The following is a 19,677-nucleotide window of genomic DNA, read 5'->3' on the forward strand; positions in this document are numbered from 1 at the left end:
GCAGGCATGTTTTACGGCCGCTATCGCCCCTGGTGTCAGCCTTCGCGGAAATTCAGCTCCAGCAACACGCCGTTGGGCTCGGTCACGAACACCTGTTGCAGCCCGATTTCGCCGATATGGCGATGCCGCGCCGGGATGCCAAGGCGTTCCAGCCGCTCGAGCATTGCGGCATGGCCGGTGCATTCGAACGCAACATGATGCAGCGCGCCGGTATCGGCGCGCAGCGGCCTGTCGGCATCCTCGGCAAAGGTCTGCCCGGGCAAGGTGATGTGCACCAGCGGCCGGTCCTGCGCATCGTACATCCAGGTCACCCTGGCCATGTCGCCGCCAGGCACCACCGGCCCCGGCCGAAGTTCGAGCACATCGGCGAGAAACTGCGCGGTTTCGGCGACGGCGGTCGTCTGGATATTGACGTGATCGAGCGACTTGACGGTCATCGGCACGCTCCCGTTTTCAGGCCCGGCTCAGGCCGAGGTCAATCCGGCAACGCGCGCATCCCGCACCCGGATCTGTTCGACATAGCGAAAGACGCGGTCGTGGAGCGGCCGGTTGATGATCTCGTGCCGGCGCAGCGCCTTGGCCGCCAGCGGCGCGGCATCGATCGGCGATCGTGCCGCATCGATCACCATCAGCTGCACGCCGTCCTCGACAAGCCGGCCCTCGACCGCGGCAAAGGCCCGGTCCTCGCGGTCCGTCCCCTCGCCCCAGGGGCCGAACACCATCCCGATGGCGACGGCATGGCTGCCGTTCGTCCCCGGCGCCCATTGCACGACATAGACGGTGGTGCCCTCGTCATCGATCAGATTGCCCCACACCCGCCGCGATGGGATTCCGCAGCAGGCACAGGCGGGCAGCTCCGCCTGCCCGGTCAATTCGATCGTGCCGGGCATCAGCCCTTCAGCACTTCCGCCAGGGTGATGCCGAGCAGCGATGGCGACGGCGACACACGGATGCCGGCGGCTTCCATCGCCGCCATCTTCGATGCCGCATCGCCCTTGCCACCCGAAACGATGGCGCCGGCATGACCCATGCGACGACCCGGAGGCGCCGTGGTGCCGGCGATGAAGCCGACCATCGGCTTCTTGCGGCCGCGGCGCGCCTCGTCCTGGATGAACTGCGCCGCTTCCTCCTCGGCGCTGCCGCCGATTTCACCGATCATGATGATCGACTGGGTCGCGTCATCGGCGAGGAACAGCTCGAGCATGTCGATGAAGTTGGTGCCGTTGACCGGATCGCCGCCGATGCCGACCGCGGTGGTCTGGCCGAGGCCGACGGCGGTGGTCTGATGCACCGCCTCATAGGTCAGCGTGCCCGAACGCGAGACGACGCCGACCGAGCCCTTCATGAAGATGTTGCCCGGCATGATGCCGATCTTGCACTCGCCCGGCGTCAGCACGCCCGGGCAGTTCGGCCCGATGAGGCGCGACCTGGAGCCCGACAGCGAGCGCTTGACCCGCACCATGTCGAGCACCGGAATGCCCTCGGTGATGCAGATGATCAGCGGTACCTCGGCGTCGATGGCCTCGCAGATGGCATCGGCAGCACCGGGAGGCGGCACATAGACAACGCTGGCATCGCAATGGGTTGCGGCACGGGCTTCGTGCACGGTGTTGAACACCGGCAGGCCGAGATGCTCCTGGCCACCCTTGCCCGGCGCCGTGCCGCCAACGACCTGGGTGCCGTAGGCGATCGACGCCTCGGTGTGGAACGTCCCCTGCTTGCCGGTGAAGCCCTGGGTGATGACCCGGGTGGATTTGTTGACGAGAATGGACATCAGGCAGCCTTCTTCACTTCGGCGACGATCTTTGCCGCGGCGTCACCGAGATTGTCGCCGGAAATGATCGGCAGGCCGGATTCGGCGAGGATCTTCTTGCCGAGCTCGACATTGGTGCCCTCCAGCCTGACGACCAGCGGCACGCTCAAGTTCACTTCCTTCGCCGCGGCGATGATGCCTTCCGCGATGATGTCGCAGCGCATGATGCCGCCGAAGATGTTGACCAGGATGCCCTTCACCGCCGGATCCTTGAGGATCAGCTTGAAGGCGTTGGTCACCTTCTCCTTGTCGGCGCCGCCGCCGACGTCGAGGAAGTTGGCCGGCTCGGCACCGTTCAGCTTGATGATGTCCATCGTCGCCATGGCGAGGCCGGCACCGTTCACGAGGCAGCCGATGGTGCCGTCGAGCTTGATGAAGGCGAGGTCGTATTTCGACGCCTCGACCTCGGCAGGGTCTTCCTCGGTCAGGTCGCGCAGCGCAACCAGGTCGGGGTGGCGATAGAGCGCATTGGGATCGAAGCCGACCTTGGCATCGAGCACCATCAGCTTGCCGTCTTCGGTGACGGCGAGCGGGTTGATCTCGATCTGCGAGGCATCGGTGCCGACGAAGGCATCGTACAGCCTGGCGACGACATTCTCGGCCTGCTTGGCAAGGTCGCCCGTCAGGCCCAGCGCAGCAGCGACGGCACGGCCGTGATGCGGCATCACGCCCGTCGCCGGGTCGATGGTCAGCGTCTGGATCTTCTCCGGCGTGTCGTGCGCGACGCTCTCGATGTCCATGCCGCCTTCGGTGCTTACGACCAGCGAGATGCGGCCGGTGGCACGATCGACGAGCAGCGCCAGGTAGAACTCCTTGGCGATGTCGACGCCATCGGTGATGTAGAGGCGATTGACCTGCTTGCCGTGCGGCCCGGTCTGGATCGTCACCAGCGTGTTGCCGAGCATGTCGGTCGCGGCGGCGCGAACATCATCGGCGGAGCGCGCCAGCCGAACGCCACCCTTGGCCTCCGGCGGCAGCTCGACGAACTTGCCCTTGCCGCGCCCGCCGGCATGGATCTGCGCCTTGACGATCCACAACGGCCCGGGGAGCTTGCCCGCCGCGGCCACCGCCTCGTCGACGGTCAGCGCGGCAAAGCCCGCCGGCACCGGCACGCCGAATTTGGCGAGGACTTCCTTGGCCTGATATTCGTGAATGTTCATGCGCGCTCACCTTTGCGGGAGGATCGTCACCCTCGCGGAGGCGGGGGTCCATCACCCGAACGGCGAGCGATGGATCCCCGCCTTCGCGGGGATGACGGGAAAAATTCAGTTCAGGCTCGGATCGATCGCCTTGCACGCCACCAGCAGTTCCTTCACCGCATCCACCGACACGGTGAAATTGGCCTGGGCCTCTTCCGTCAGAGCGATCTCCACGATCTTCTCGACACCGCCGGCGCCGATCACGCACGGCACGCCGACGTAAAGGTTGTCGACGCCATATTGCCCGGTCAGGTTCACCGCCGCCGGAATGACGCGCTTCTGGTCATAGAGGAATGCCTCCGCCATCGCGATGCCGCTGGTTGCGGGCGCATAATAGGCGCTGCCGGTCTTCAGCAGGCCGACGATCTCGCCGCCGCCCGAGCGGGTGCGCTGGACGATCGCGTCGATGCGCTCTTGGGTAGACCAGCCCATCTTGATCAGGTCGGGGATCGGAATGCCGGCAACGGTCGAATATTCGACCACCGGCACCATCGTGTCGCCATGGCCGCCGAGCACGAACGCGGTCACGTCCTTGACCGAAACCTTGAACTCATCGGCCAGGAAATGGCGGAAACGCGCGCTGTCGAGCACGCCCGCCATGCCCACGACCATGTGATGCGGCAGGCCCGAAAACTCGCGCAGCGCCCAGACCATCGCGTCCAGCGGGTTGGTGATGCAGATGACGAACGCCCCCGGCGCATTGGCCTTGATGCCCTCGCCGACCGCCTTCATCACCTTCAGGTTGATGCCGAGCAGGTCGTCGCGGCTCATGCCGGGCTTGCGCGCCACGCCGGCCGTCACGATGATCACATCGGCATCGGCGATGTCGGCGTAATCGTTGGTGCCCTTCAATTCGACATCAAAACCTTCGACCGGGCCGCACTGCGCCAGGTCGAGCGCCTTGCCCTGCGGCACGCCCTCCACCACGTCGAACAGCACGACATCACCCAGCGCCTTGGCAGCGGCGAGATGCGCCAGCGTGCCACCGATGTTGCCAGCGCCGATCAGCGCAATCTTGTTGCGGGCCATGGGCTTTCGATCCTTCGTTTGAGTCGTTCAAAGACCGGGTCCGGATAGTCCCGATGATGGTGCGGTGCAACCGATTGGGACCCGCCACCCCAAAAGTCTCAGGCCCCGCCCTCGCCGTGTCCCAGCGCCATGTAATCCGCCGACTGCATCTCCATCAGCCGCGAAACCGTGCGCTCGAATTCGAAACTGCCGTCGCCGGTCGGGTACAGCGCCGCCGGCTCGGCATCGGCGGCGGCAATCAACTTGACCTTGTGCTCGTACAGCGCATCGATCAGCGCCACGAAGCGCGCCGCCTCGTTGCGGTTTTCGGGTCCCATCACCGGAATGCCGACCAGGAATACGGTATGGAAATGCCGCGCGATGGCGAGATAATCGGCGCTGCCCAGCGGCTGCCGGCACAGCCGCGCGAAGGAGAACACCGCCACACCCTTCAGCGATTTCGGCACATGCAGCGTCCGCCCGCCCGGCACCGCCAGCGTTTCGGTCGGCACCCGGGCGCGATCCTCCACCGGGTAATCGGTCATCCGGAAGAAGGTTTCCGACATCGCCGCCGTCGCTGCCGGGCCATTGGGCACATGCCAGGTCGCCGCGCCGCCGAGCCGCTGCAGCCGGTAGTCGGTCGGGCCATCGAGCGTCACCACATCGCATTTCTGCTCGATCAGCGCGATGAACGGCAGGAACAACTGGCGGTTGAGGCCATCCTTGTAGAGGTCGACCGGCGCCCGGTTGCTGGTCGTCACCACCGTCACGCCATGTTCGAACAGCGACGCGAACAGCCGCGACAGGATCGCCGCATCGGCAATGTCCTTCACCTGCATCTCGTCGAAGGCAAGCAGCCGCGCCCGCCCCGCCACCCAGGCGGCGACGCGCGGGATCGGGTCCTCCCCCGATGCCTCGCGCGCCGCATGGATGGCGGCATGGATTTCCAGCATGAACTCGTTGAAATGCACCCGACGCTTGGGGCTGACCTCCGCATGGGCAAAGAACAGGTCCATGATCATCGACTTGCCGCGACCGACCCCGCCCCAGATATACAGGCCGCGCGGCGGCTCGGGCGGCGCCGCGCCGCGCAGCCGGGCGAACAGCCCGGGCCGCTCGACCGGTACCTCGAGTTCGTCGGCGAGCGCCTGCAGCCTGTCGGCGACCGCCGCCTGCGCCGCGTCGGGCCGCAATTCGCCGGCGGCGACCAGCGCCTCATAGGCCGCGCGCACGCCCGCCATCAATCGACCTGCGGCGACGCCGGGCGGCTGGCGGCGGCATCGCCATCGGGGCGCGGCAGGCGCGGCACCTTGCGCATCGTGCCGGTGAACGAGGCGACGTTGACGCCGTCCTGGCGCACCAGTCCGCGCACGAACAGCATCTTGCCGGTTTCCTTCAATATCTCGCCCGACGCCTCGATCGGCTTGCCGACGACGCCCGCCGACAGAAAATCGGTGGCGCAGCTCAATGTCACCGCGGCGCTGTTTTCGAGCTGGCGATAGATGAAGGCGAACATCGCCATGTCGATGAACGACATGATGAACCCGCCATGGATATAGCCGAGGCCGTTGGAATGCTTGCGGTCGGTTTCCATCCGGCATTCGACGCCATGATCGGTGGCGCGGAAATAGAAATCGCCGAGCAGCGAGGCAAAGCGCCCGTCGGGATCGCGCCGCCACCGTGTCCAGCCCGCCAGGTCGCCCGAGGTGATGTGTTCGCGTGTCATGCCAGCGTGGCTAGCGTCCGGCCTCGTCCGCGTCCAGTATGGTGCGTCGCGGGAGGATGGCATGAGTGTTATCGTTGCACGAGATGGACCGGTCCTGACCGTCTCCATCGATCGGCCGCAGGCGCGCAACGCCGTCGATCCGGCGACGGCGCTGGCGCTGCGCACCGTCTTTGCAGATTTCGATGCCGATGACACGCTGTCGGTGGCGATCCTGACCGGCGGCAGCGGCACCTTCTGCGCCGGTTTCGACCTGAAATCCGTCGGCGACGCCAATCCGCGCTATGATCCCGACGGACCCGGCCCGATGGGACCGACGCGAATGCAGATGTCGAAGCCGGTGATCGCCGCCATCGAGGGCCATGCCGTCGCCGGCGGGCTGGAGCTGGCGCTTTGGTGCGATATGCGCGTCGCCGGCGACACCGCCACCTTCGGGGTATTCTGCCGGCGCTGGGGCGTGCCGCTGATCGACGGCGGCACCGTCCGCCTGCCGCGCATCGTCGGCCAGGGCCGCGCCATGGACATGATCCTGACCGGCCGCCCGGTCGCCGCCGCGGAGGCACTGGCCTGGGGCCTCGCCGACCGTGTCGTGCCCGCCGGCACCGCGCTGGCGACGGCGCAGGCGCTCGCCGCCGATATCGCCCGCTTCCCGCAAATCTGTCTGCGCGCTGATCGTGCCTCCGCCCTCGCCCAGTTCGACATGGCGCTGACCGATGCGCTCTATGCCGAGGCGCATGGTGGCCTGGCCCCGCTGCGCGCCGAGGCTGTGGCCGGCGCCGCCCGGTTCAGCGCCGGCAAGGGCCGTGGCGGCAGCTTCGACGGCCTCTGACACCATGGATTTCGCCGCCGTCGACGATTTCCTGCTCGCCCATCTGGGCGGCGACGATGATGTGCTCGCAGCGGCGCTGGCCCGCGCCGATGCCGCCGGCCTGCCGGCCATCAACGTGTCGGCACCGCAGGGCAAGTTCCTGTACCTGCTGGCAAGGCTCGTCGGCGCCCACCGCATCCTGGAAATCGGTACGCTGGCCGGTTATTCGACCCTCTGGCTTGCGCGCGGCCTCGCGGACGGCGGCCATCTCGACACCATCGAGATCGATGCCGGCCATGCCGATGTCGCCACGGCGAACTTCGCCGCCGCCGGGCTCGCCGACCGCATCACCCTCCACCGCGGCGCCGCTCTCGACGTGCTGTCGGACCTGGCCGGACCCTATGACCTGGTCTTCATCGACGCCGACAAGCAGAACAACGCCGTCTATTTCGATCATGCCGTGCGGCTGGGGCGGCCCGGCACGCTGATCATCGTCGACAATGTCGTGCGCGGCGGCGATATTCTGGCCCCGCTGGATGAAAAAGCGCTGGGCACGGTCGCGCTGTTCGCCGCACTTAAGGTCGATCCGCGGGTGGAGGCGACGGCGCTGCAACTGGCCGGTGCCAAGGGCTGGGACGGAATTATCGTGGCGCGCGTGCGGTAATGGGTAGCGCGAGCGCATAATCGCGAAGTGTCATCCCGCCCGGACCGCCCCCGAGCACCCATCAGTAAATTGTGCCCTCAGCCCTGCCGCTCGATCATCATCAGCTTGATCTCCGCGATCGCCTTGGCGGGATTCAGACCCTTGGGGCAGACATTGGCGCAGTTCATGATCGTATGGCAGCGATACAGCCGGAACGGATCCTCGAGCTGGTCGAGCCGCTCGCCGGTCATCTCGTCGCGGCTGTCGGCCAGCCAGCGATAGGCCTGCAGCAGGATCGCCGGGCCCAGGAATTTGTCGCTGTTCCACCAATAGCTCGGACACGCCGTCGAGCAGCAGGCGCACAGGATGCATTCGTACAGGCCGTCGAGCTTGCCGCGATCCTCCACAGACTGCAGTCGCTCTTCCCCCGACGGTGTCGGCGTGACGGTCTGCAGCCAGGGCTTGATCGACGCATATTGCGCATAGAAGTGTTTGAAATCGGGTACCAGGTCCTTGACGACCTCCATGTGCGGCAGCGGCAGGATGCCAACCTCGCCCTTGATGTCGGCGATGGCCTGGGTGCACGCCAGCGTGTTGGTGCCGTCGATGTTCATCGAGCATGAACCGCAAATGCCTTCGCGGCACGAGCGGCGGAAGGTCAGCGTCGAATCGACCTCCGACTTGATCTTGATCAGCGCGTCGAGGACCATCGGCCCGGTGCTGTCGAGGTCGAGTTCATAGGTGTCATAGCGCGGGTTGGCGCCATCGTCGGGGTTCCAGCGGTAGATCTTGAAACTGCGGGTGTTCTTCGCACCGGCCGGCGCCGGATAGCGCTTGCCCGAGGCACCGATCTTGCTGTTCGCGGGCAGGGAGAATTCAGCCATGGTCTTACCTTACTCTTTTCAGCTGGTGGCGCGGCAGGGCAGTGAGTTCAGCGCGCCGTCCTTGATCAGATAACGCATCAGTGAGCGGTCCTGGGCATAGTCCCAGAGCCGTATATAGGCATCGCGCGTCGGCAGCCGGCGAAACAGCAGCGCCCGGCTGGAGGACGCGACGATGACCTTGTAGCCCTCGCCATCAGGCTTCCATTTGCCGTCGACATAGCTGTCGACGAAATAGCGGCGGTCGGCGCGGTCGTCATATTCATAGCATGACACCTGGGCGATCGATTCAAAGCGCCCGACGAAGAACGCAAAGATCAGGATCGCCGGGATCATCGTCGTCATCACCACATAGCCGTCGGCACTGCCGTTGAGATAGCGCCCCAGGCTGAACCATGTCGCCAGCCCGAACAGCGGCAGCAGGATATGGAACATGATGCGGTATTCGTTGTCATATTCATTGTCGATGAATGGGCGCCAGACGAAATAGATGATGAGTGTGAGGGGAATACTGAACAGGATCGTGCCCCGCAGGCCAAAGGCCGGGCCCAGCAACCGCTGCAACTGCCCCGTCGCGCCGGGATAGGCTTGCACCAGATGCCCGGCGAGCCAGGCGCCGACCTGCAGCACCAGCACCACCGACAGCACCGTCACCGTCGCCCGCGTCAGGGCGCTGAAATTGAACGCCAGGTCGGGAAACGAGAAGAACGACTGCAACCGCGGCCCGAACACCGAGATCTTGCCGGCCGAAAAGCTGTACGAGATCAGCGACACCGTCAGGCTGAAGGCGCCGGCCCGGGAAACAAGCTTGTCCAGGTCCAGCAGCCGCGCCATCAGTAAACGCGGGCCTTGGGCTTGATATACTCGATCTCGTCGGTGAGCGTGTAGGTGTGCACCGGCCGCTGGGCGAGCTCCACGGAGCCGTCGCGGAACCAGCCCAGCGAATGCTTCATGAACTTGTCGTCGTCGCGGTTGGGGAAGTCCTCGTGCATGTGCGCGCCGCGGCTTTCGTGCCGCGCCTGGGCCATGTGCATGGTCAGCACGGCCTGGCCGATCATGTTGTCGAGTTCCATCGTCTCGATCAGGTCGGTGTTGAACACCAGTGAACGATCCTGGATGCCGATATCGGCCATGCGCTGATAGACGGCGTCGATCTTGCGGGTGCCCTCGTCGAGGATCTCCGACGTGCGGAACACCGCAGCGTTCGACTGCATCGTCTTCTGCATCGCCAGCCGCACTTCGGAGGTGCCCGAACCACCCCTGGAATGCCGGAAGCCGTCGAGCCGACCCAGTGCCATGTCGGCGCTGTCCCTGGCCAGCGGCGCATGGGCGGTGCCGGGCTTCAGCGTCTCGCCGATGCGATGCGCCGTCGCACGGCCGAAGACGACGAGGTCGATCAGGCTGTTGGAGCCGAGCCGATTGGCGCCATGCACCGAAACGCACGCCGCCTCGCCGACAGCGAACAGCCCGGGCACGACCGAATCCGGATCGCCGTCCTTCAGCGTCACGACTTCGCCGTGGTAATTGGTCGGGATGCCGCCCATGTTGTAATGAACCGTGGGGGTTACCGGGATCGGCTCCTTCGTCACATCGACGCCGGCAAAGACCTTGGCGGTCTCCGAAATGCCGGGCAGGCGCTCGTGCAGCACGGCAGGATCGATATGGTTGAGGTGAAGGTGGATATGATCCCCCTCCTTGCCGACACCGCGGCCTTCGCGAATCTCCATCGCCATCGAACGGCTGACGACATCGCGCGAGGCGAGGTCCTTCGCCGACGGCGCATAGCGTTCCATGAAGCGTTCACCCTGGGCATTGGTCAGGTAGCCGCCCTCTCCGCGCGCGCCTTCGGTGATCAGCACGCCGGCGCCATAGATGCCGGTCGGGTGGAATTGCACGAACTCCATGTCCTGCATCGGCACGCCGGCGCGGATCGCCATGCCGCCGCCGTCACCGGTCGACGTGTGTGCGCTGGTGGCGGAGAAATAGCAGCGGCCATAGCCGCCCGTCGCCAGCACGGTCTTGTGGCTGCGGAAGCGGTGGATACTGCCGTCATCCATGTTGATGGCGATGACGCCCCTGCACTCACCGTTCACCATGATGAGGTCGATGGCGAAATATTCGATGTAGAAGTCCGTCGCGTATTTCAGGCTCTGCTGGTACAGCGCGTGCAGCATGGCATGGCCGGTGCGATCGGCGGCGGCGCAGGTGCGCTGCGCCGGCGGGCCATTGCCCATGTTCTGCATCATGCCGCCGAACGGCCGCTGGTAGATGCGCCCCGCCTCGGTCCGGCTGAACGGCACGCCGAAATGCTCGAGCTCGTAAACAGCGGCGGGCGCCTCGCGGCACAGATATTCGATGGCGTCCTGGTCACCGAGCCAGTCCGACCCCTTGACGGTGTCGTACATGTGCCAGGTCCAGTGGTCCGGCCCCATGTTGCCCAGCGACGCCGCGATCCCGCCCTGCGCCGCGACGGTGTGGCTGCGCGTCGGGAACACCTTGGTGATGCAGGCGGTCTTCAGCCCGGCCTCGGCGATGCCCATTGCGGCGCGCAGCCCCGATCCGCCGGCGCCGACGACCACCGCATCATAGACATGGTCGATAATCTGGTAGCTTGCCGCCATCATGCCGCTCCGAGCGCAATCTTGAGAACGGCGAAAACGGCCGCTGCCGCCCCCGCCAACGCGTAGAAATTCAGTGCCAGCAGGGCCAGCACGCGCGCGGCGCCATGGACGTAATCTTCCAGCATCACCTGCACGCCAAGGCGGAAGTGCCAGAAAACCGAGACGATGAGCAGCAGCATCGGCACCGCAGCGACAGGCTGCCGCAGCCACACCACCACCGCCGAATGATCGAGCGACGGCAGCCGGGCCAGCGAGAAGATGAACCACAACATCAGGATGATGTTGCCGGCCGCGGTCACCCGCTGCAGCCACCAGTGATGCACGCCGTTCCTGGCGGCGCCCAGGCCGCGTACCCGGCCGAGTTCGGTTCCGGCGCCCATGGTCAAAAGCCCTTGTACAGATAGATGCCGACCCAGAGGATGACGGTCAGCGCAATCGCGGCGACAATGGTGCCGCGCGCCAGCGTCTTGCTTGCGGTGATCTCCAGCCCCTGGCCGGTATCCATGACCAGATGGCGGATGCCCGAGCAGAGGTGCTGGAAGAACACCCAGCTGAAACCGATCGCGACCAGGATACCGAACCAGCCGGTCGCCACGGCCATGAAGATGCGATAGGCCTCCGGCCCCGTCGCCGCGGCGATCAGCCACCACAGGAACAGCACGACCGCGCCTAGCGCCATGGCATTGCCGGTGATGCGGTGCAGGATCGACACGATCGCATGCACCTGCCATTTCCAGATGGTCATATGCGGCGAAAGCGGGCGTGGAGCGGTCGGACGGCCGGCCATGGGGTCACCTGTGCTGAAAGCTGCGACTTTTTTCCGACCAGGCCGGATTGGCGCCGTTTTAAGCGTTCAGCCGCCCAGCGCAACCGTTCATCGCAAGCGCTATCCGCCGCACTGCAGCAGCACCGTCCGCGCCAGCCCGGCATAGCGGTGGACCAGCGCCTCGCGGTAGGCCGCATCGGCCATCATCGCGAGGAAATGGCGGCGCGTCGGATAGCGGACGATCAGCACCTTGTCCCAGTCGGTCTCGGGCGTGCCGGCCATGCCGATGAACACCTGCTCGACGGGGCCATCGTACAGCACCTCGGCCTGGCTGATCGCGGCGACCGTCACGGTAAAGGCGTGCTGGTAGCGGTCATAGGCCTCCGCACCCGAGCATGACGCCATGCCGGCAGCGTCCGGATAGTCGGCGCGATCGCGGAATTTCAGCAGGTTGAGCATCACCACCGCGCCGTCGCTGCCATGGTCGCGCAGCGCCCGCACCTGGTCGGCGGTCGGGTCGATGCTGCGGTCGATCGTCCGGTCGACATTGGTCATTTCGATAGACTCGCATCGTTGCCTTTTCGAGCGTAGCATCTGCCACAAGCCGGCGCATGATCGGCATGGTTTCTTTTGGGGAGACTGGCACGATGGCGACGCAATTGCGGGCGCACGACACGGCAGACACCATGCCGCTGCGCGATATCGATGTGACCGATCCGACGATCTACGCCACCGACAGCTGGCGGCCCTGGTTCGCCCGGCTGCGCGCCGAGGCGCCGATCCACTATACCGCCGACAGCCCGTTCGGCCCCTATTGGTCGATCAGCAACCACGCCGACATACAGGCGGTCGAGGCGCGGCCCGACATTTTTTCCAGCAGCCATGTCTTTGGCGGCATCACCGTCGTCGACATGCTGGGCGAATATAATCTGGTCCAGTTCATCGCCATGGACCGGCCCCGGCATGGCGAGCAGCGCCGCGTCATCACGCCGAGCTTCGGCCCGTCCGAAATCGCCCGCATGGCGGAAAGCGTGCGGGCGCGGACGGCGGAACTGCTCGACACCCTGCCCTATGACACCGAATTCGACTGGGTGGACACCGTCTCGGTCGAGCTGACCACGCAGATGCTGGCGATCCTGTTCGATTTCCCCTGGGCGGACCGGCGCAAGCTGACCCTGTGGTCGGACTGGGGCGGCGACATCGAGGCGGCGCTGAATCCGGCGACCAAGGACATCCGCCAGCAGCATCTGCGCGACATGACCGATTATTTCGATCGCCTGTTCGCCGAACGCAAGGCGCTGCCGCCGAGCGGCGATCTCGTCTCGCTGATGGCGCATTCCGATGCGATGGGCGACATGGAATATAATGAGCGGATGGGCAATCTCATCCTGCTCATCGTCGGCGGCAACGATACCACTCGCAATTCGATGTCGGGGATGGTCCACGCCTTCCACCAATATCCCGGCGAATGGCAGAAACTGGTCGCCGACCACGGCAAGATCCCCGCCGCCGTGCCCGAAATCATCCGCTGGCAGACACCGCTGTCGCACATGCGGCGCACCTGCGTCGAAGATACCGAGTTGAATGGCCACGCGATGAAAAAGGGCGACAAGGTCGTCATGTGGTACATTTCGGGCAACCGCGACGAGAGCGTGTTCCCCGATGCCGAGCGGCTCGACATCGCGCGGCCCAATGCCCGGCGCCACCTGGCCTTCGGCTTCGGCGTCCACCGCTGCGTCGGCGCGCGCCTTGCCGAATTGCAGATCCAGATCCTGATCGAGGAAATGCTCAAGCGAAAGATGACGGTGCGGGTGACCGGCGAGCCCGAGTATGTCGCCCAGTCGTTCGTCCACGGCTACAAGAAGCTGCCGGTCGTCATCGAAAGGCACTGATGCCGAAGGTCGATATCGCGGCGCTGCCGGTCAACACCGGCTCGGGCTACCTGCCGCCCTATCGCGATGCCGTCGCCGGCCGCAGCTGGCGTGCCGTCGCGGCCGCCGGCGGCCTGACCCAGTTCGGCGCCAACCTCGTCACCCTTGCCCCGGGCGGCTGGTCGAGCCAGCGCCACTGGCACACGGCGGAGGACGAGATGGTGGTTATGCTGTCGGGCGTAGCGGTGCTGGTCGAGGACGGCGGCGAGACCTTGCTCCACGCCGGCGACATCGCAACGTTCAAGGCGGGGGAACCCAACGGCCATCATCTGCAGAACCGCAGCCCGGCACCCGCCGTTTTCGTCGCGATCGGCACCGATTTCCCCGCGGCGGACCAATGCCATTACCCCGATATCGACATGTTCTGGTCGGAATCCACGGGTTTCACTGCCAAGCCCTGACCCCTCCCCGTCATGCTGGCGCACGCCGGCATCACCGATGACCAGGCGCCGGCCTCCGAAACCACGGCGCAAACGCCCCGAAAACCCGCCACGCCGCCCCCCGCGGCGCAGTGGAAGCTGGCGTTCGCCAGCATGACGGTGGTGGTTCAGCGCGTCCCAGCCTCAATCGTGCGCCGCCAGCCACGGCCCCAGCACCGCCAGATACGCGCCCGGATTGTCGTTCATCACCGAATGCGCGGCATCGGGCACCTCGCGGAACGTCGCGCCACCCGGCACCGCCGCGGCAAACCCCGCCACCGTCGCGGGGATCGCCTCGTCCTGCGCCCCCGCCACGAACAGCGTGCGGCGCCCGTCCAGCGACTGCAGCAGCGGCGTACCGTCATAATCCTTGAGCGTTCCCGTCGCCGTGAACTCCGCCCGGCCCCACATATGATTGTAGATTCCGCTGCTGAAACTGCGCGGCAACGCCGCCTTGTAGGCCGCAATCGTCGGCGTCGGCTCCGCCAGGTGCACATGGCGGGCATAAAAGGCATCGGTCGCGGCATCGCACTCCGCCTGCGGCACCGCCCCCGGCACGTCGCAGCGGTCGAGCAGATCGCGGATCTTCGGCGGCATTCCAGCCTTCAGCACGCCCGCGTCGCGCAGCCACAACGGCGTCGACACCAGTGGCGACTGCAAAATCACGCTCGCCAACGTGTCCGGCGCATCCCGAAACACGCGCGCCGCATACTCCAGAGCGACCGTCCCGCCCCAACTGCCGCCCAGCACATGCCAGCGCGCCACGCCGAAATGCGCCCGAATGGCGTCAAGCTCGTCGAGAAAGCGCGGCAATTGCCAGTTTGCCGGGTCGTCGGGCGCGTCCGATCGCCCGCAATCGAGCTGGTCGTACAGGATGATCGCCCGCTCCCCCGCCATCGCGGTGGCATTCAGATAATACCAGTGCGCGCTGCCCGGCCCGCCATGGATCATCACCAGCGGCGGCCGCGGCCCCTTGAGGTCGCCGTTGACCCGCACGTAGATACGCCCGCCCGGCACCGCGACCATCGCCTCATGGTCGGGTTCCAGCCGGATCCCCGCGATTTCCACCCCCGGCCGCGCAAACCCCGGGCCCGCCGCCAGCGCCGCCGCCCCCGCCAGCACCGCCCGCCGCGTCATCATTTGCCACCCCCGGACAACCGCCGGAACGTCGAATAGCGCGGATTGTCGACCGCCACCTTGGCCAAGGTCGCCGCCAGCAGCGCGTCGAGCAGCCCCGGCGTCTCCGGCGTCAACTGGCCGGCGCGCAACCGGCCGCAGATTTCGGCCCTGAGCGCATCGACGCCGGCGTCATGGCCCAGGAAAGCCGACAGCGCCGCCACCTCCGCCGCCCGCGGCTGCTGCGCCAGTTCACGCGCCACGATGCCCAGCGCGTTGGCCGCCACCTTGGCATGGAACGCCTCGCGCCCGCTCAATCGGCCCTCGATGGTGCCGAGAAACGCCGCCACCGCCTCGACCAGCGCCTGCGCCTCGATCTGTTCGGCCATCAGATGTCTCCAAACTTGATCAGATGCAGCAAATCGAGCTCGACTTCCGACGTCCGCCGGCCGATCGCCGCCCGCTCCACCGACGGCACACGCCCGCTGACATGGTCGTTGCCCAGTTGCAGGCACGACAGCCCCCAGCGCAGCGTGCCCCACACCTCCCACATATGCGCCCGCCCGCGGTCGATGCGCGCGCCTCCGGCGGCCGCATAGGCATCGTAAAGCGCCTCGCGCTGCCCGAACCCGCCCACCGGATTCTGCCAGACCCCGAACCGCCAGGCGTTGGCGCACAGCCAGCCAAGGTCCTCCGCTCCCTCCCCGAGATGCGCCAGTTCCCAGTCGAGCACCGCCGCCAGGCCCTGTTCGTCGACGATGAAATTACCGCTGCGGAAGTCGCCATGGACGATCGCCGCCGGCGCCGCATCGCCGCAGCGCTCCGCCAGCCAGGCAAAGGCCAGGTCGAACACCGGCGAGGCGACGCCGAAGCTGCGATAATGGTCGAACATCCGCTGCCGCGCCGCCTCGATCCCGCCGCCGGGCAAGGCCAGGTCGGCCACATTCGCCAGCGGAATCGCGTGCAGCCGCGCCAGCACCGCGGCGCACTGCCCCGTCATCGCCGCCCGCGCCGCGGCATAATCCGGCAGCTTCAACCAGCGCGGCGCCAGCGCCTCGCCCTCGATCCGCGCCATGACGAAGCCCGCGCCCAGCCCGTCGCCCGGCTCCAGCACCGCCACCACCGGCGCCACCGGGATGCCGTGGCGCCCGGCCAGCATCTGCAGCGCCGCCTGGTCGGCCTTGGGCAGGCTGCCTTCCGCCACTTCACCGGCCGCGGCGCATTGCAGGATCAGCGGCCAGGCCGCGCCGCCCCGCGTCGCATCGACGGCATAGGTCGCCGATGCCGCCCCGCCCGACAGCGCCGTGACGGCAACGATGCCGACATCGTCGGCCACCCGCGACAGCAGGGCGGTAACGGCATCGGGGGCAATCATGGTCATCGGGGCGACCCTAGCGGGCCCTGCCGCCCGGGCAAACCGGCGATATTCGTCAGCGGTGTTCCGACGCCAGCCGGGCATAGGACAGCTCGTCGTACCACTGGTCGCCATCCTGCCAGCTGTCGACGAAGCGGCCCTCGATGCGAAAGCCGAGCCGGGCGAGCAGGCGCTGGGCCGCGATGTTGCGGGCATCGGTCAGCGCCGTCACCCGCGTCCGGCCGCTGCGGAACAGCGCGTCGACCATCGCGCCGGCCGCCTCCACGGCCAGCCCCTGCCGGCGCCAGGCGGGATCCATGGCAAAGCCCAGCTCCGCCTGGCGCGCCCGCGGCGTGTCGAAATTGACCCCCAGGTCGCCGACGAGCACCCCAGACGCCCGATCGATGACCGCGAATTGCCCCCAGCCTTCGGCATCGACGGCCGGGCGGGTCACCATCGCCGCGACCAGCGCCCGGCTTTCATCGAGGCTGCGGCTCTGCGGATCGAACGGCATCAGGCCGCGGATGCGGTGATAATCGTCGGCGTCGGATATCTGCATCGGCCTGACGGTCAACCGCGGCGTTTCCAATACCCAGCCACGATCCTGCAATACCCGTTTTCCTTGTCGCCGCGCCGTCATGCCCTGCCGATAGGCCGGTGCCGCCGGCAAGTCATTCGATAAACTGTGGCTTAAGTGCCGCACCCGCCGACAGAGACACTGCCCGTCCTTAACAGTTTGTTGTGTACCGGAACGTTTTGATGCAGAGCGCCGCCAGCCGTCGCGTCGGCGCGTCCGTCCCGGACGCCCTTCGTTTCGTTACCGTTCGCAGGTTCACTGCGGCATCTCATGCAACCAAGCTCCTTGGGAAGGTCTATCAATGCTGTTCCGTACCCCCGCGTTCAAGGCGGGCCTGCTCGCGTCCATTGCCGCCACCAGCCTCGCGTCGGCGGCCACGGCCCAGACCGCCCCGACGACGTCGGCCGCTGTCACCGATACCGCCGCCGATGACGACGAAGGCATCATCGTCGTCACCGCGTCCAAGCGCGCCGCCACGCTGCAGGACACGCCGATTTCGGTCGCCGTCACCACCGGCGCCGCCATCGAACGCTCGCAGGTCCGCGACCTGATCGACCTGCAGACGCTGGTCCCGTCGCTTCGCGTCTCGCAGCTGCAAAGCTCGGCCAACACCAACTTCATCATTCGCGGCTTCGGCAACGGCGCCAACAATCCGGGCATCGAGCCTTCGGTCGGCGTCTTCATCGACGGCGTCTATCGCTCGCGCTCCGCCGCCCAGATCGGCGACCTGCCCAACCTGGAGCGTGTCGAAGTGCTGCGCGGGCCGCAGTCGACGCTGTTCGGCAAGAACGCCAGCGCCGGCATCATCTCCATCGTCACCCGCGAGCCGCAGTTCGATTTCGGCGGCTCGGGCGAAGTGTCCTACGGCAATTACAACGCCATCATCGGTCGTGCCAGCATCAGCGGGCCGATCACCGACAAGGTGGCGTTCAGCCTGGCCGGCAACGTCAACAAGCGCGACGGCTATGTCACCGACCTGGCCTCGGGTTCGGAATTCAACGAGCGTGATCGCTGGGGTGTCCGCGGCCAGCTGCTGCTGAAGCCGAGCGATGATTTCAAGCTCCGCATCATCGCCGACTATGACAAGATCGACGAAAATTGCTGCGCCGTCGTCAACATCGTCGATGGCCCGACCGGCGCTGCCGTCCGTGGCCTCGGTGGCAAGATCGACAGCCGCAACCCGCTGGCGCTGACCAGCACGACCAATTTCGATTCCGACAACGAGATCGAAAACTATGGCGTCTCGGCCCAGGCCGACTGGCGCGCCGGCGCTTTCGACCTGACGCTGATCGGCGCCTATCGCGGCGTCCGCAGCTACACCAACCAGGATTCGGATTTCACCAGCGCCGACCTGATCGGTCGCAACAGCGCCGAAACCAAGATCGACACCTATACCGCCGAGGCCCGCATCGCCTCGAACTTCGACGGTCCGGTCAACTTCCTGCTCGGCGCCTTCTACTTCCGCGAGAATATCGATTTCAGCCCGACGCTCACGCTCGGCCGTGATTTCCGCAACTATGCCAGCCTGCTCGCCGGCAATGTTCCGGCCGGTGTCGGCCTGGACCCGGGGCCGGCCTATACGGTGCTCGAGCGCCTCGGCTTCGCCCCCGCCGGCAGCTTCGGCGCCGCCGGACAGGGTGTGTTCGAGAATTACGACTATCGCAACCGTGCCATCTCGGTGTTCGGCCAGGTCGATTATGACGTCACCGACCGGCTCACGCTGACCGCCGGCTTCAACTACACCCGCGACCGCAAGACCGTCGTCAGCGACGTCACCAGCACCGACGTCTTCTCGTCGATCGACCTCGTCAACGCCGGCGTCCGGCTCGGCATCCCCGCCGCAGTGGCGGGCAACCCGCAGTTCAACCCGCTCCTCGGCCTGCGCGCGCTGCAGTTCCTGCCGCAGTTCGTGAACTTCCCCAACGCAGTCGAGGACGGCAAGACCAGCGACAACGACCTGTCGTACACGCTGCGCGTCGCCTACAAGGCCAGCGACAACATCAACGCCTATGCAACCTATGCGACCGGCTTCAAGGCGTCGTCGTTCAACCTGTCGCGCGACAGCCGGCCGACCGCCGCCAACCTGCCGGCGATCCTCGCCGCCGGTCTCGGCAAGCCCAACCTGACCACCGGCACGCGCTTTGCCGACCCGGAAAATGCCGAAGTCTATGAAATCGGCATCAAGGGCCAGTACACCGGCTTCGCCTTCAACCTCGCCGTGTTCAAGCAGTCGCTGGAAGGCTTCCAGGGCAATATCTTCACCGGCACCGGCTTCGTCCTCGGCAACGCCGAGAAGCAGTCGACCTTCGGCGTCGAGATCGACACCAGCTTCACGCCGGTCAAGGCGCTGAACGTCACGGCGTCGCTGACCTATCTCGATCCCAAGTTCGACAGCTTCACCGGCGGCACCGCGCTGACCCCGACCTTCGGGACCCAGCCGACCGACCTGAGCGGCGAGACACCCGCCGGCATCCCCAAGTTCACCGTTGCCGTCGGCGCCACCTACACCGCCGAGCTGTCGGAATCGGCGCGCCTGATCTTCCACGCCGACTTCAACCACGAGAGCAAGGTGGCGATCGCCCAGGGCGCCCCGACCTACACCCGCGAGACCGAATCGCTCAACGCCTCGGTCACGCTCGGCCTCGGCAAGGGCCTGGAAGTCACCGCCTGGGGTCGCAACCTGACCGATGCCGCCTATCTGACCACCATCTTCCCGTCGGTGGCGCAGGCCGGCAGCCTGTCGGGGTATCGCAACCTGCCGCGCACCTATGGCGGCAGCATCCGCTATCGCTTCTGATGACAATGCCCCCCGTGCCGA

The 19,677-nt window shown here is 66.5% G+C and carries 22 protein-coding genes; 5 read left to right on the forward strand and 17 right to left on the reverse strand.

What is annotated here, in order from left to right; genetic code table 11:
* Positions 1 to 35: 35 nt before the first annotated feature.
* The 7 genes from ACP7AI_RS04175 to ACP7AI_RS04205 all read right to left on the reverse strand — a co-directional run bounded on the left by ACP7AI_RS04175 (position 36) and on the right by ACP7AI_RS04205 (position 5,746).
* The gene (locus ACP7AI_RS04175; protein ID WP_426164417.1) at positions 36 to 437 is read right to left on the reverse strand and encodes a VOC family protein; all 402 of its coding nucleotides are present in this window, start codon (positions 435 to 437) and stop codon (positions 36 to 38) included.
* 27 nt (positions 438 to 464) lie between these two features.
* The gene (locus ACP7AI_RS04180) at positions 465 to 890 is read right to left on the reverse strand and encodes a hypothetical protein (RefSeq protein ID WP_426164420.1); all 426 of its coding nucleotides are present in this window, start codon (positions 888 to 890) and stop codon (positions 465 to 467) included.
* On the reverse strand, positions 890 to 1,774 hold the full coding sequence (gene sucD / locus ACP7AI_RS04185; protein WP_426164422.1) for a succinate--CoA ligase subunit alpha: 885 nt from the start codon (positions 1,772 to 1,774) through the stop codon (positions 890 to 892). The genes ACP7AI_RS04180 and sucD overlap by 1 nt, the downstream gene beginning before the upstream one ends.
* Entirely contained in the window at positions 1,774 to 2,973 is a 1,200-nt protein-coding gene (gene sucC / locus ACP7AI_RS04190) for an ADP-forming succinate--CoA ligase subunit beta (protein WP_426164425.1), read from the reverse strand. The genes sucD and sucC overlap by 1 nt, the downstream gene beginning before the upstream one ends.
* A 105-nt stretch (positions 2,974 to 3,078) precedes the next feature.
* Positions 3,079 to 4,041 carry a malate dehydrogenase gene (gene mdh / locus ACP7AI_RS04195; protein ID WP_426164428.1) on the reverse strand — a complete coding sequence of 321 codons (963 nt, stop codon included), beginning with the start codon at positions 4,039 to 4,041 and terminating at the stop codon, positions 3,079 to 3,081.
* Positions 4,042 to 4,139: 98 nt separating this feature from the next.
* Positions 4,140 to 5,261, reverse strand: coding sequence for a cell division protein ZapE (zapE, locus tag ACP7AI_RS04200; protein ID WP_426164431.1), 1,122 nt, complete (start codon positions 5,259 to 5,261; stop codon positions 4,140 to 4,142).
* Positions 5,261 to 5,746 (reverse strand): PaaI family thioesterase, encoded by a 486-nt coding sequence (locus tag ACP7AI_RS04205; RefSeq protein ID WP_426164435.1) that lies wholly within the window; start codon positions 5,744 to 5,746, stop codon positions 5,261 to 5,263. The genes zapE and ACP7AI_RS04205 overlap by 1 nt, the downstream gene beginning before the upstream one ends.
* A 61-nt stretch (positions 5,747 to 5,807) precedes the next feature.
* Between ACP7AI_RS04205 and ACP7AI_RS04210 the strand changes: the two genes are divergently transcribed.
* Both ACP7AI_RS04210 and ACP7AI_RS04215 read left to right on the forward strand, forming a co-directional pair.
* Positions 5,808 to 6,572, forward strand: coding sequence for a crotonase/enoyl-CoA hydratase family protein (locus ACP7AI_RS04210; RefSeq protein WP_426164438.1), 765 nt, complete (start codon positions 5,808 to 5,810; stop codon positions 6,570 to 6,572).
* Between the two features lie 4 nt (positions 6,573 to 6,576).
* Entirely contained in the window at positions 6,577 to 7,215 is a 639-nt protein-coding gene (locus ACP7AI_RS04215; protein ID WP_426164440.1) for an O-methyltransferase, read from the forward strand.
* Positions 7,216 to 7,292: 77 nt separating this feature from the next.
* Here the strand turns inward: ACP7AI_RS04215 and ACP7AI_RS04220 are convergent, their stop codons facing one another.
* The 6 genes from ACP7AI_RS04220 to ACP7AI_RS04245 form a co-directional block, all read right to left on the reverse strand.
* Positions 7,293 to 8,078: a succinate dehydrogenase iron-sulfur subunit gene (locus ACP7AI_RS04220; RefSeq protein ID WP_426164443.1), complete on the reverse strand. Its 786-nt coding sequence runs from the start codon at positions 8,076 to 8,078 to the stop codon at positions 7,293 to 7,295.
* Positions 8,079 to 8,096: 18 nt separating this feature from the next.
* Complete coding sequence (locus ACP7AI_RS04225; protein ID WP_426164446.1) at positions 8,097 to 8,909, reverse strand: hypothetical protein; 813 nt, start codon at positions 8,907 to 8,909, stop codon at positions 8,097 to 8,099.
* Positions 8,909 to 10,696, reverse strand: a complete 1,788-nt coding sequence (gene sdhA, locus ACP7AI_RS04230) for a succinate dehydrogenase flavoprotein subunit (protein ID WP_426164448.1) — start codon at positions 10,694 to 10,696, stop codon at positions 8,909 to 8,911. Before sdhA ends, ACP7AI_RS04225 begins: the two co-directional genes overlap by 1 nt.
* Complete coding sequence (gene sdhD / locus ACP7AI_RS04235) at positions 10,696 to 11,076, reverse strand: succinate dehydrogenase, hydrophobic membrane anchor protein (RefSeq protein WP_426164450.1); 381 nt, start codon at positions 11,074 to 11,076, stop codon at positions 10,696 to 10,698. Before sdhD ends, sdhA begins: the two co-directional genes overlap by 1 nt.
* Before the next feature lie 2 nt (positions 11,077 to 11,078).
* Complete coding sequence (gene sdhC / locus ACP7AI_RS04240) at positions 11,079 to 11,483, reverse strand: succinate dehydrogenase, cytochrome b556 subunit (RefSeq protein ID WP_426164452.1); 405 nt, start codon at positions 11,481 to 11,483, stop codon at positions 11,079 to 11,081.
* 99 nt (positions 11,484 to 11,582) lie between these two features.
* Positions 11,583 to 12,017, reverse strand: a complete 435-nt coding sequence (locus ACP7AI_RS04245; RefSeq protein ID WP_426164454.1) for a DUF1330 domain-containing protein — start codon at positions 12,015 to 12,017, stop codon at positions 11,583 to 11,585.
* A gap of 92 nt (positions 12,018 to 12,109) precedes the next feature.
* Here ACP7AI_RS04245 and ACP7AI_RS04250 point away from each other — a divergent pair, with 92 nt between their 5' ends.
* Positions 12,110 to 13,354, forward strand: a complete 1,245-nt coding sequence (locus tag ACP7AI_RS04250; RefSeq protein WP_426164456.1) for a cytochrome P450 — start codon at positions 12,110 to 12,112, stop codon at positions 13,352 to 13,354.
* Entirely contained in the window at positions 13,354 to 13,794 is a 441-nt protein-coding gene (locus tag ACP7AI_RS04255; protein WP_426164459.1) for a cupin domain-containing protein, read from the forward strand. The genes ACP7AI_RS04250 and ACP7AI_RS04255 overlap by 1 nt, the downstream gene beginning before the upstream one ends.
* A gap of 162 nt (positions 13,795 to 13,956) precedes the next feature.
* On the opposite strand, the gene ACP7AI_RS04260 is transcribed toward ACP7AI_RS04255, so the two are convergent.
* The 4 genes from ACP7AI_RS04260 to ACP7AI_RS04275 are packed head-to-tail and all read right to left on the reverse strand — an operon-like array spanning position 13,957 to position 16,922.
* A complete protein-coding gene (locus tag ACP7AI_RS04260; RefSeq protein WP_426164461.1) occupies positions 13,957 to 14,952 on the reverse strand; it encodes a proline iminopeptidase-family hydrolase in 996 nt (331 codons plus the stop codon).
* On the reverse strand, positions 14,949 to 15,317 hold the full coding sequence (locus ACP7AI_RS04265) for a DUF6285 domain-containing protein (RefSeq protein WP_426164463.1): 369 nt from the start codon (positions 15,315 to 15,317) through the stop codon (positions 14,949 to 14,951). The genes ACP7AI_RS04260 and ACP7AI_RS04265 overlap by 4 nt, the downstream gene beginning before the upstream one ends.
* Positions 15,317 to 16,309 carry a phosphotransferase family protein gene (locus ACP7AI_RS04270; protein ID WP_426164465.1) on the reverse strand — a complete coding sequence of 331 codons (993 nt, stop codon included), beginning with the start codon at positions 16,307 to 16,309 and terminating at the stop codon, positions 15,317 to 15,319. The genes ACP7AI_RS04265 and ACP7AI_RS04270 overlap by 1 nt, the downstream gene beginning before the upstream one ends.
* 49 nt (positions 16,310 to 16,358) lie before the next feature.
* Entirely contained in the window at positions 16,359 to 16,922 is a 564-nt protein-coding gene (locus ACP7AI_RS04275) for a GNAT family N-acetyltransferase (protein WP_426164467.1), read from the reverse strand.
* 238 nt (positions 16,923 to 17,160) lie between these two features.
* Between ACP7AI_RS04275 and ACP7AI_RS04280 the strand changes: the two genes are divergently transcribed.
* Positions 17,161 to 19,656 (forward strand): TonB-dependent receptor, encoded by a 2,496-nt coding sequence (locus tag ACP7AI_RS04280; protein WP_426164469.1) that lies wholly within the window; start codon positions 17,161 to 17,163, stop codon positions 19,654 to 19,656.
* The last annotated feature ends 21 nt before the right edge of the window (positions 19,657 to 19,677 follow it).

This window comes from Sandarakinorhabdus sp. DWP1-3-1 (genome assembly GCF_049896705.1).
GTDB lineage: Bacteria > Pseudomonadota > Alphaproteobacteria > Sphingomonadales > Sphingomonadaceae > Sandarakinorhabdus.

What these genes read in the sequence shown, in the direction of transcription:
- ACP7AI_RS04250 (WP_426164456.1), top strand. Translation starts at nt 12,110, where the DNA reads ATGGCGACGCAATTGCGGGCGCACGACACGGCAGACACCATGCCGCTG.
- ACP7AI_RS04215 (WP_426164440.1), top strand. Translation starts at nt 6,577, where the DNA reads ATGGATTTCGCCGCCGTCGACGATTTCCTGCTCGCCCATCTGGGCGGC.
- ACP7AI_RS04280 (WP_426164469.1), top strand. Translation starts at nt 17,161, where the DNA reads ATGCTGTTCCGTACCCCCGCGTTCAAGGCGGGCCTGCTCGCGTCCATT.
- ACP7AI_RS04220 (WP_426164443.1), bottom strand. Translation starts at nt 8,078, where the DNA reads ATGGCTGAATTCTCCCTGCCCGCGAACAGCAAGATCGGTGCCTCGGGC.
- ACP7AI_RS04245 (WP_426164454.1), bottom strand. Translation starts at nt 12,017, where the DNA reads ATGACCAATGTCGACCGGACGATCGACCGCAGCATCGACCCGACCGCC.
- ACP7AI_RS04265 (WP_426164463.1), bottom strand. Translation starts at nt 15,317, where the DNA reads ATGGCCGAACAGATCGAGGCGCAGGCGCTGGTCGAGGCGGTGGCGGCG.
- ACP7AI_RS04255 (WP_426164459.1), top strand. Translation starts at nt 13,354, where the DNA reads ATGCCGAAGGTCGATATCGCGGCGCTGCCGGTCAACACCGGCTCGGGC.
- sdhC (WP_426164452.1), bottom strand. Translation starts at nt 11,483, where the DNA reads ATGGCCGGCCGTCCGACCGCTCCACGCCCGCTTTCGCCGCATATGACC.
- ACP7AI_RS04175 (WP_426164417.1), bottom strand. Translation starts at nt 437, where the DNA reads ATGACCGTCAAGTCGCTCGATCACGTCAATATCCAGACGACCGCCGTC.
- ACP7AI_RS04180 (WP_426164420.1), bottom strand. Translation starts at nt 890, where the DNA reads ATGCCCGGCACGATCGAATTGACCGGGCAGGCGGAGCTGCCCGCCTGT.
- sucD (WP_426164422.1), bottom strand. Translation starts at nt 1,774, where the DNA reads ATGTCCATTCTCGTCAACAAATCCACCCGGGTCATCACCCAGGGCTTC.
- ACP7AI_RS04260 (WP_426164461.1), bottom strand. Translation starts at nt 14,952, where the DNA reads ATGATGACGCGGCGGGCGGTGCTGGCGGGGGCGGCGGCGCTGGCGGCG.
- ACP7AI_RS04275 (WP_426164467.1), bottom strand. Translation starts at nt 16,922, where the DNA reads ATGACGGCGCGGCGACAAGGAAAACGGGTATTGCAGGATCGTGGCTGG.
- mdh (WP_426164428.1), bottom strand. Translation starts at nt 4,041, where the DNA reads ATGGCCCGCAACAAGATTGCGCTGATCGGCGCTGGCAACATCGGTGGC.
- zapE (WP_426164431.1), bottom strand. Translation starts at nt 5,261, where the DNA reads ATGGCGGGCGTGCGCGCGGCCTATGAGGCGCTGGTCGCCGCCGGCGAA.
- sdhD (WP_426164450.1), bottom strand. Translation starts at nt 11,076, where the DNA reads ATGGGCGCCGGAACCGAACTCGGCCGGGTACGCGGCCTGGGCGCCGCC.
- sucC (WP_426164425.1), bottom strand. Translation starts at nt 2,973, where the DNA reads ATGAACATTCACGAATATCAGGCCAAGGAAGTCCTCGCCAAATTCGGC.
- ACP7AI_RS04225 (WP_426164446.1), bottom strand. Translation starts at nt 8,909, where the DNA reads ATGGCGCGGCTGCTGGACCTGGACAAGCTTGTTTCCCGGGCCGGCGCC.
- sdhA (WP_426164448.1), bottom strand. Translation starts at nt 10,696, where the DNA reads ATGGCGGCAAGCTACCAGATTATCGACCATGTCTATGATGCGGTGGTC.
- ACP7AI_RS04270 (WP_426164465.1), bottom strand. Translation starts at nt 16,309, where the DNA reads ATGACCATGATTGCCCCCGATGCCGTTACCGCCCTGCTGTCGCGGGTG.
- ACP7AI_RS04210 (WP_426164438.1), top strand. Translation starts at nt 5,808, where the DNA reads ATGAGTGTTATCGTTGCACGAGATGGACCGGTCCTGACCGTCTCCATC.
- ACP7AI_RS04205 (WP_426164435.1), bottom strand. Translation starts at nt 5,746, where the DNA reads ATGACACGCGAACACATCACCTCGGGCGACCTGGCGGGCTGGACACGG.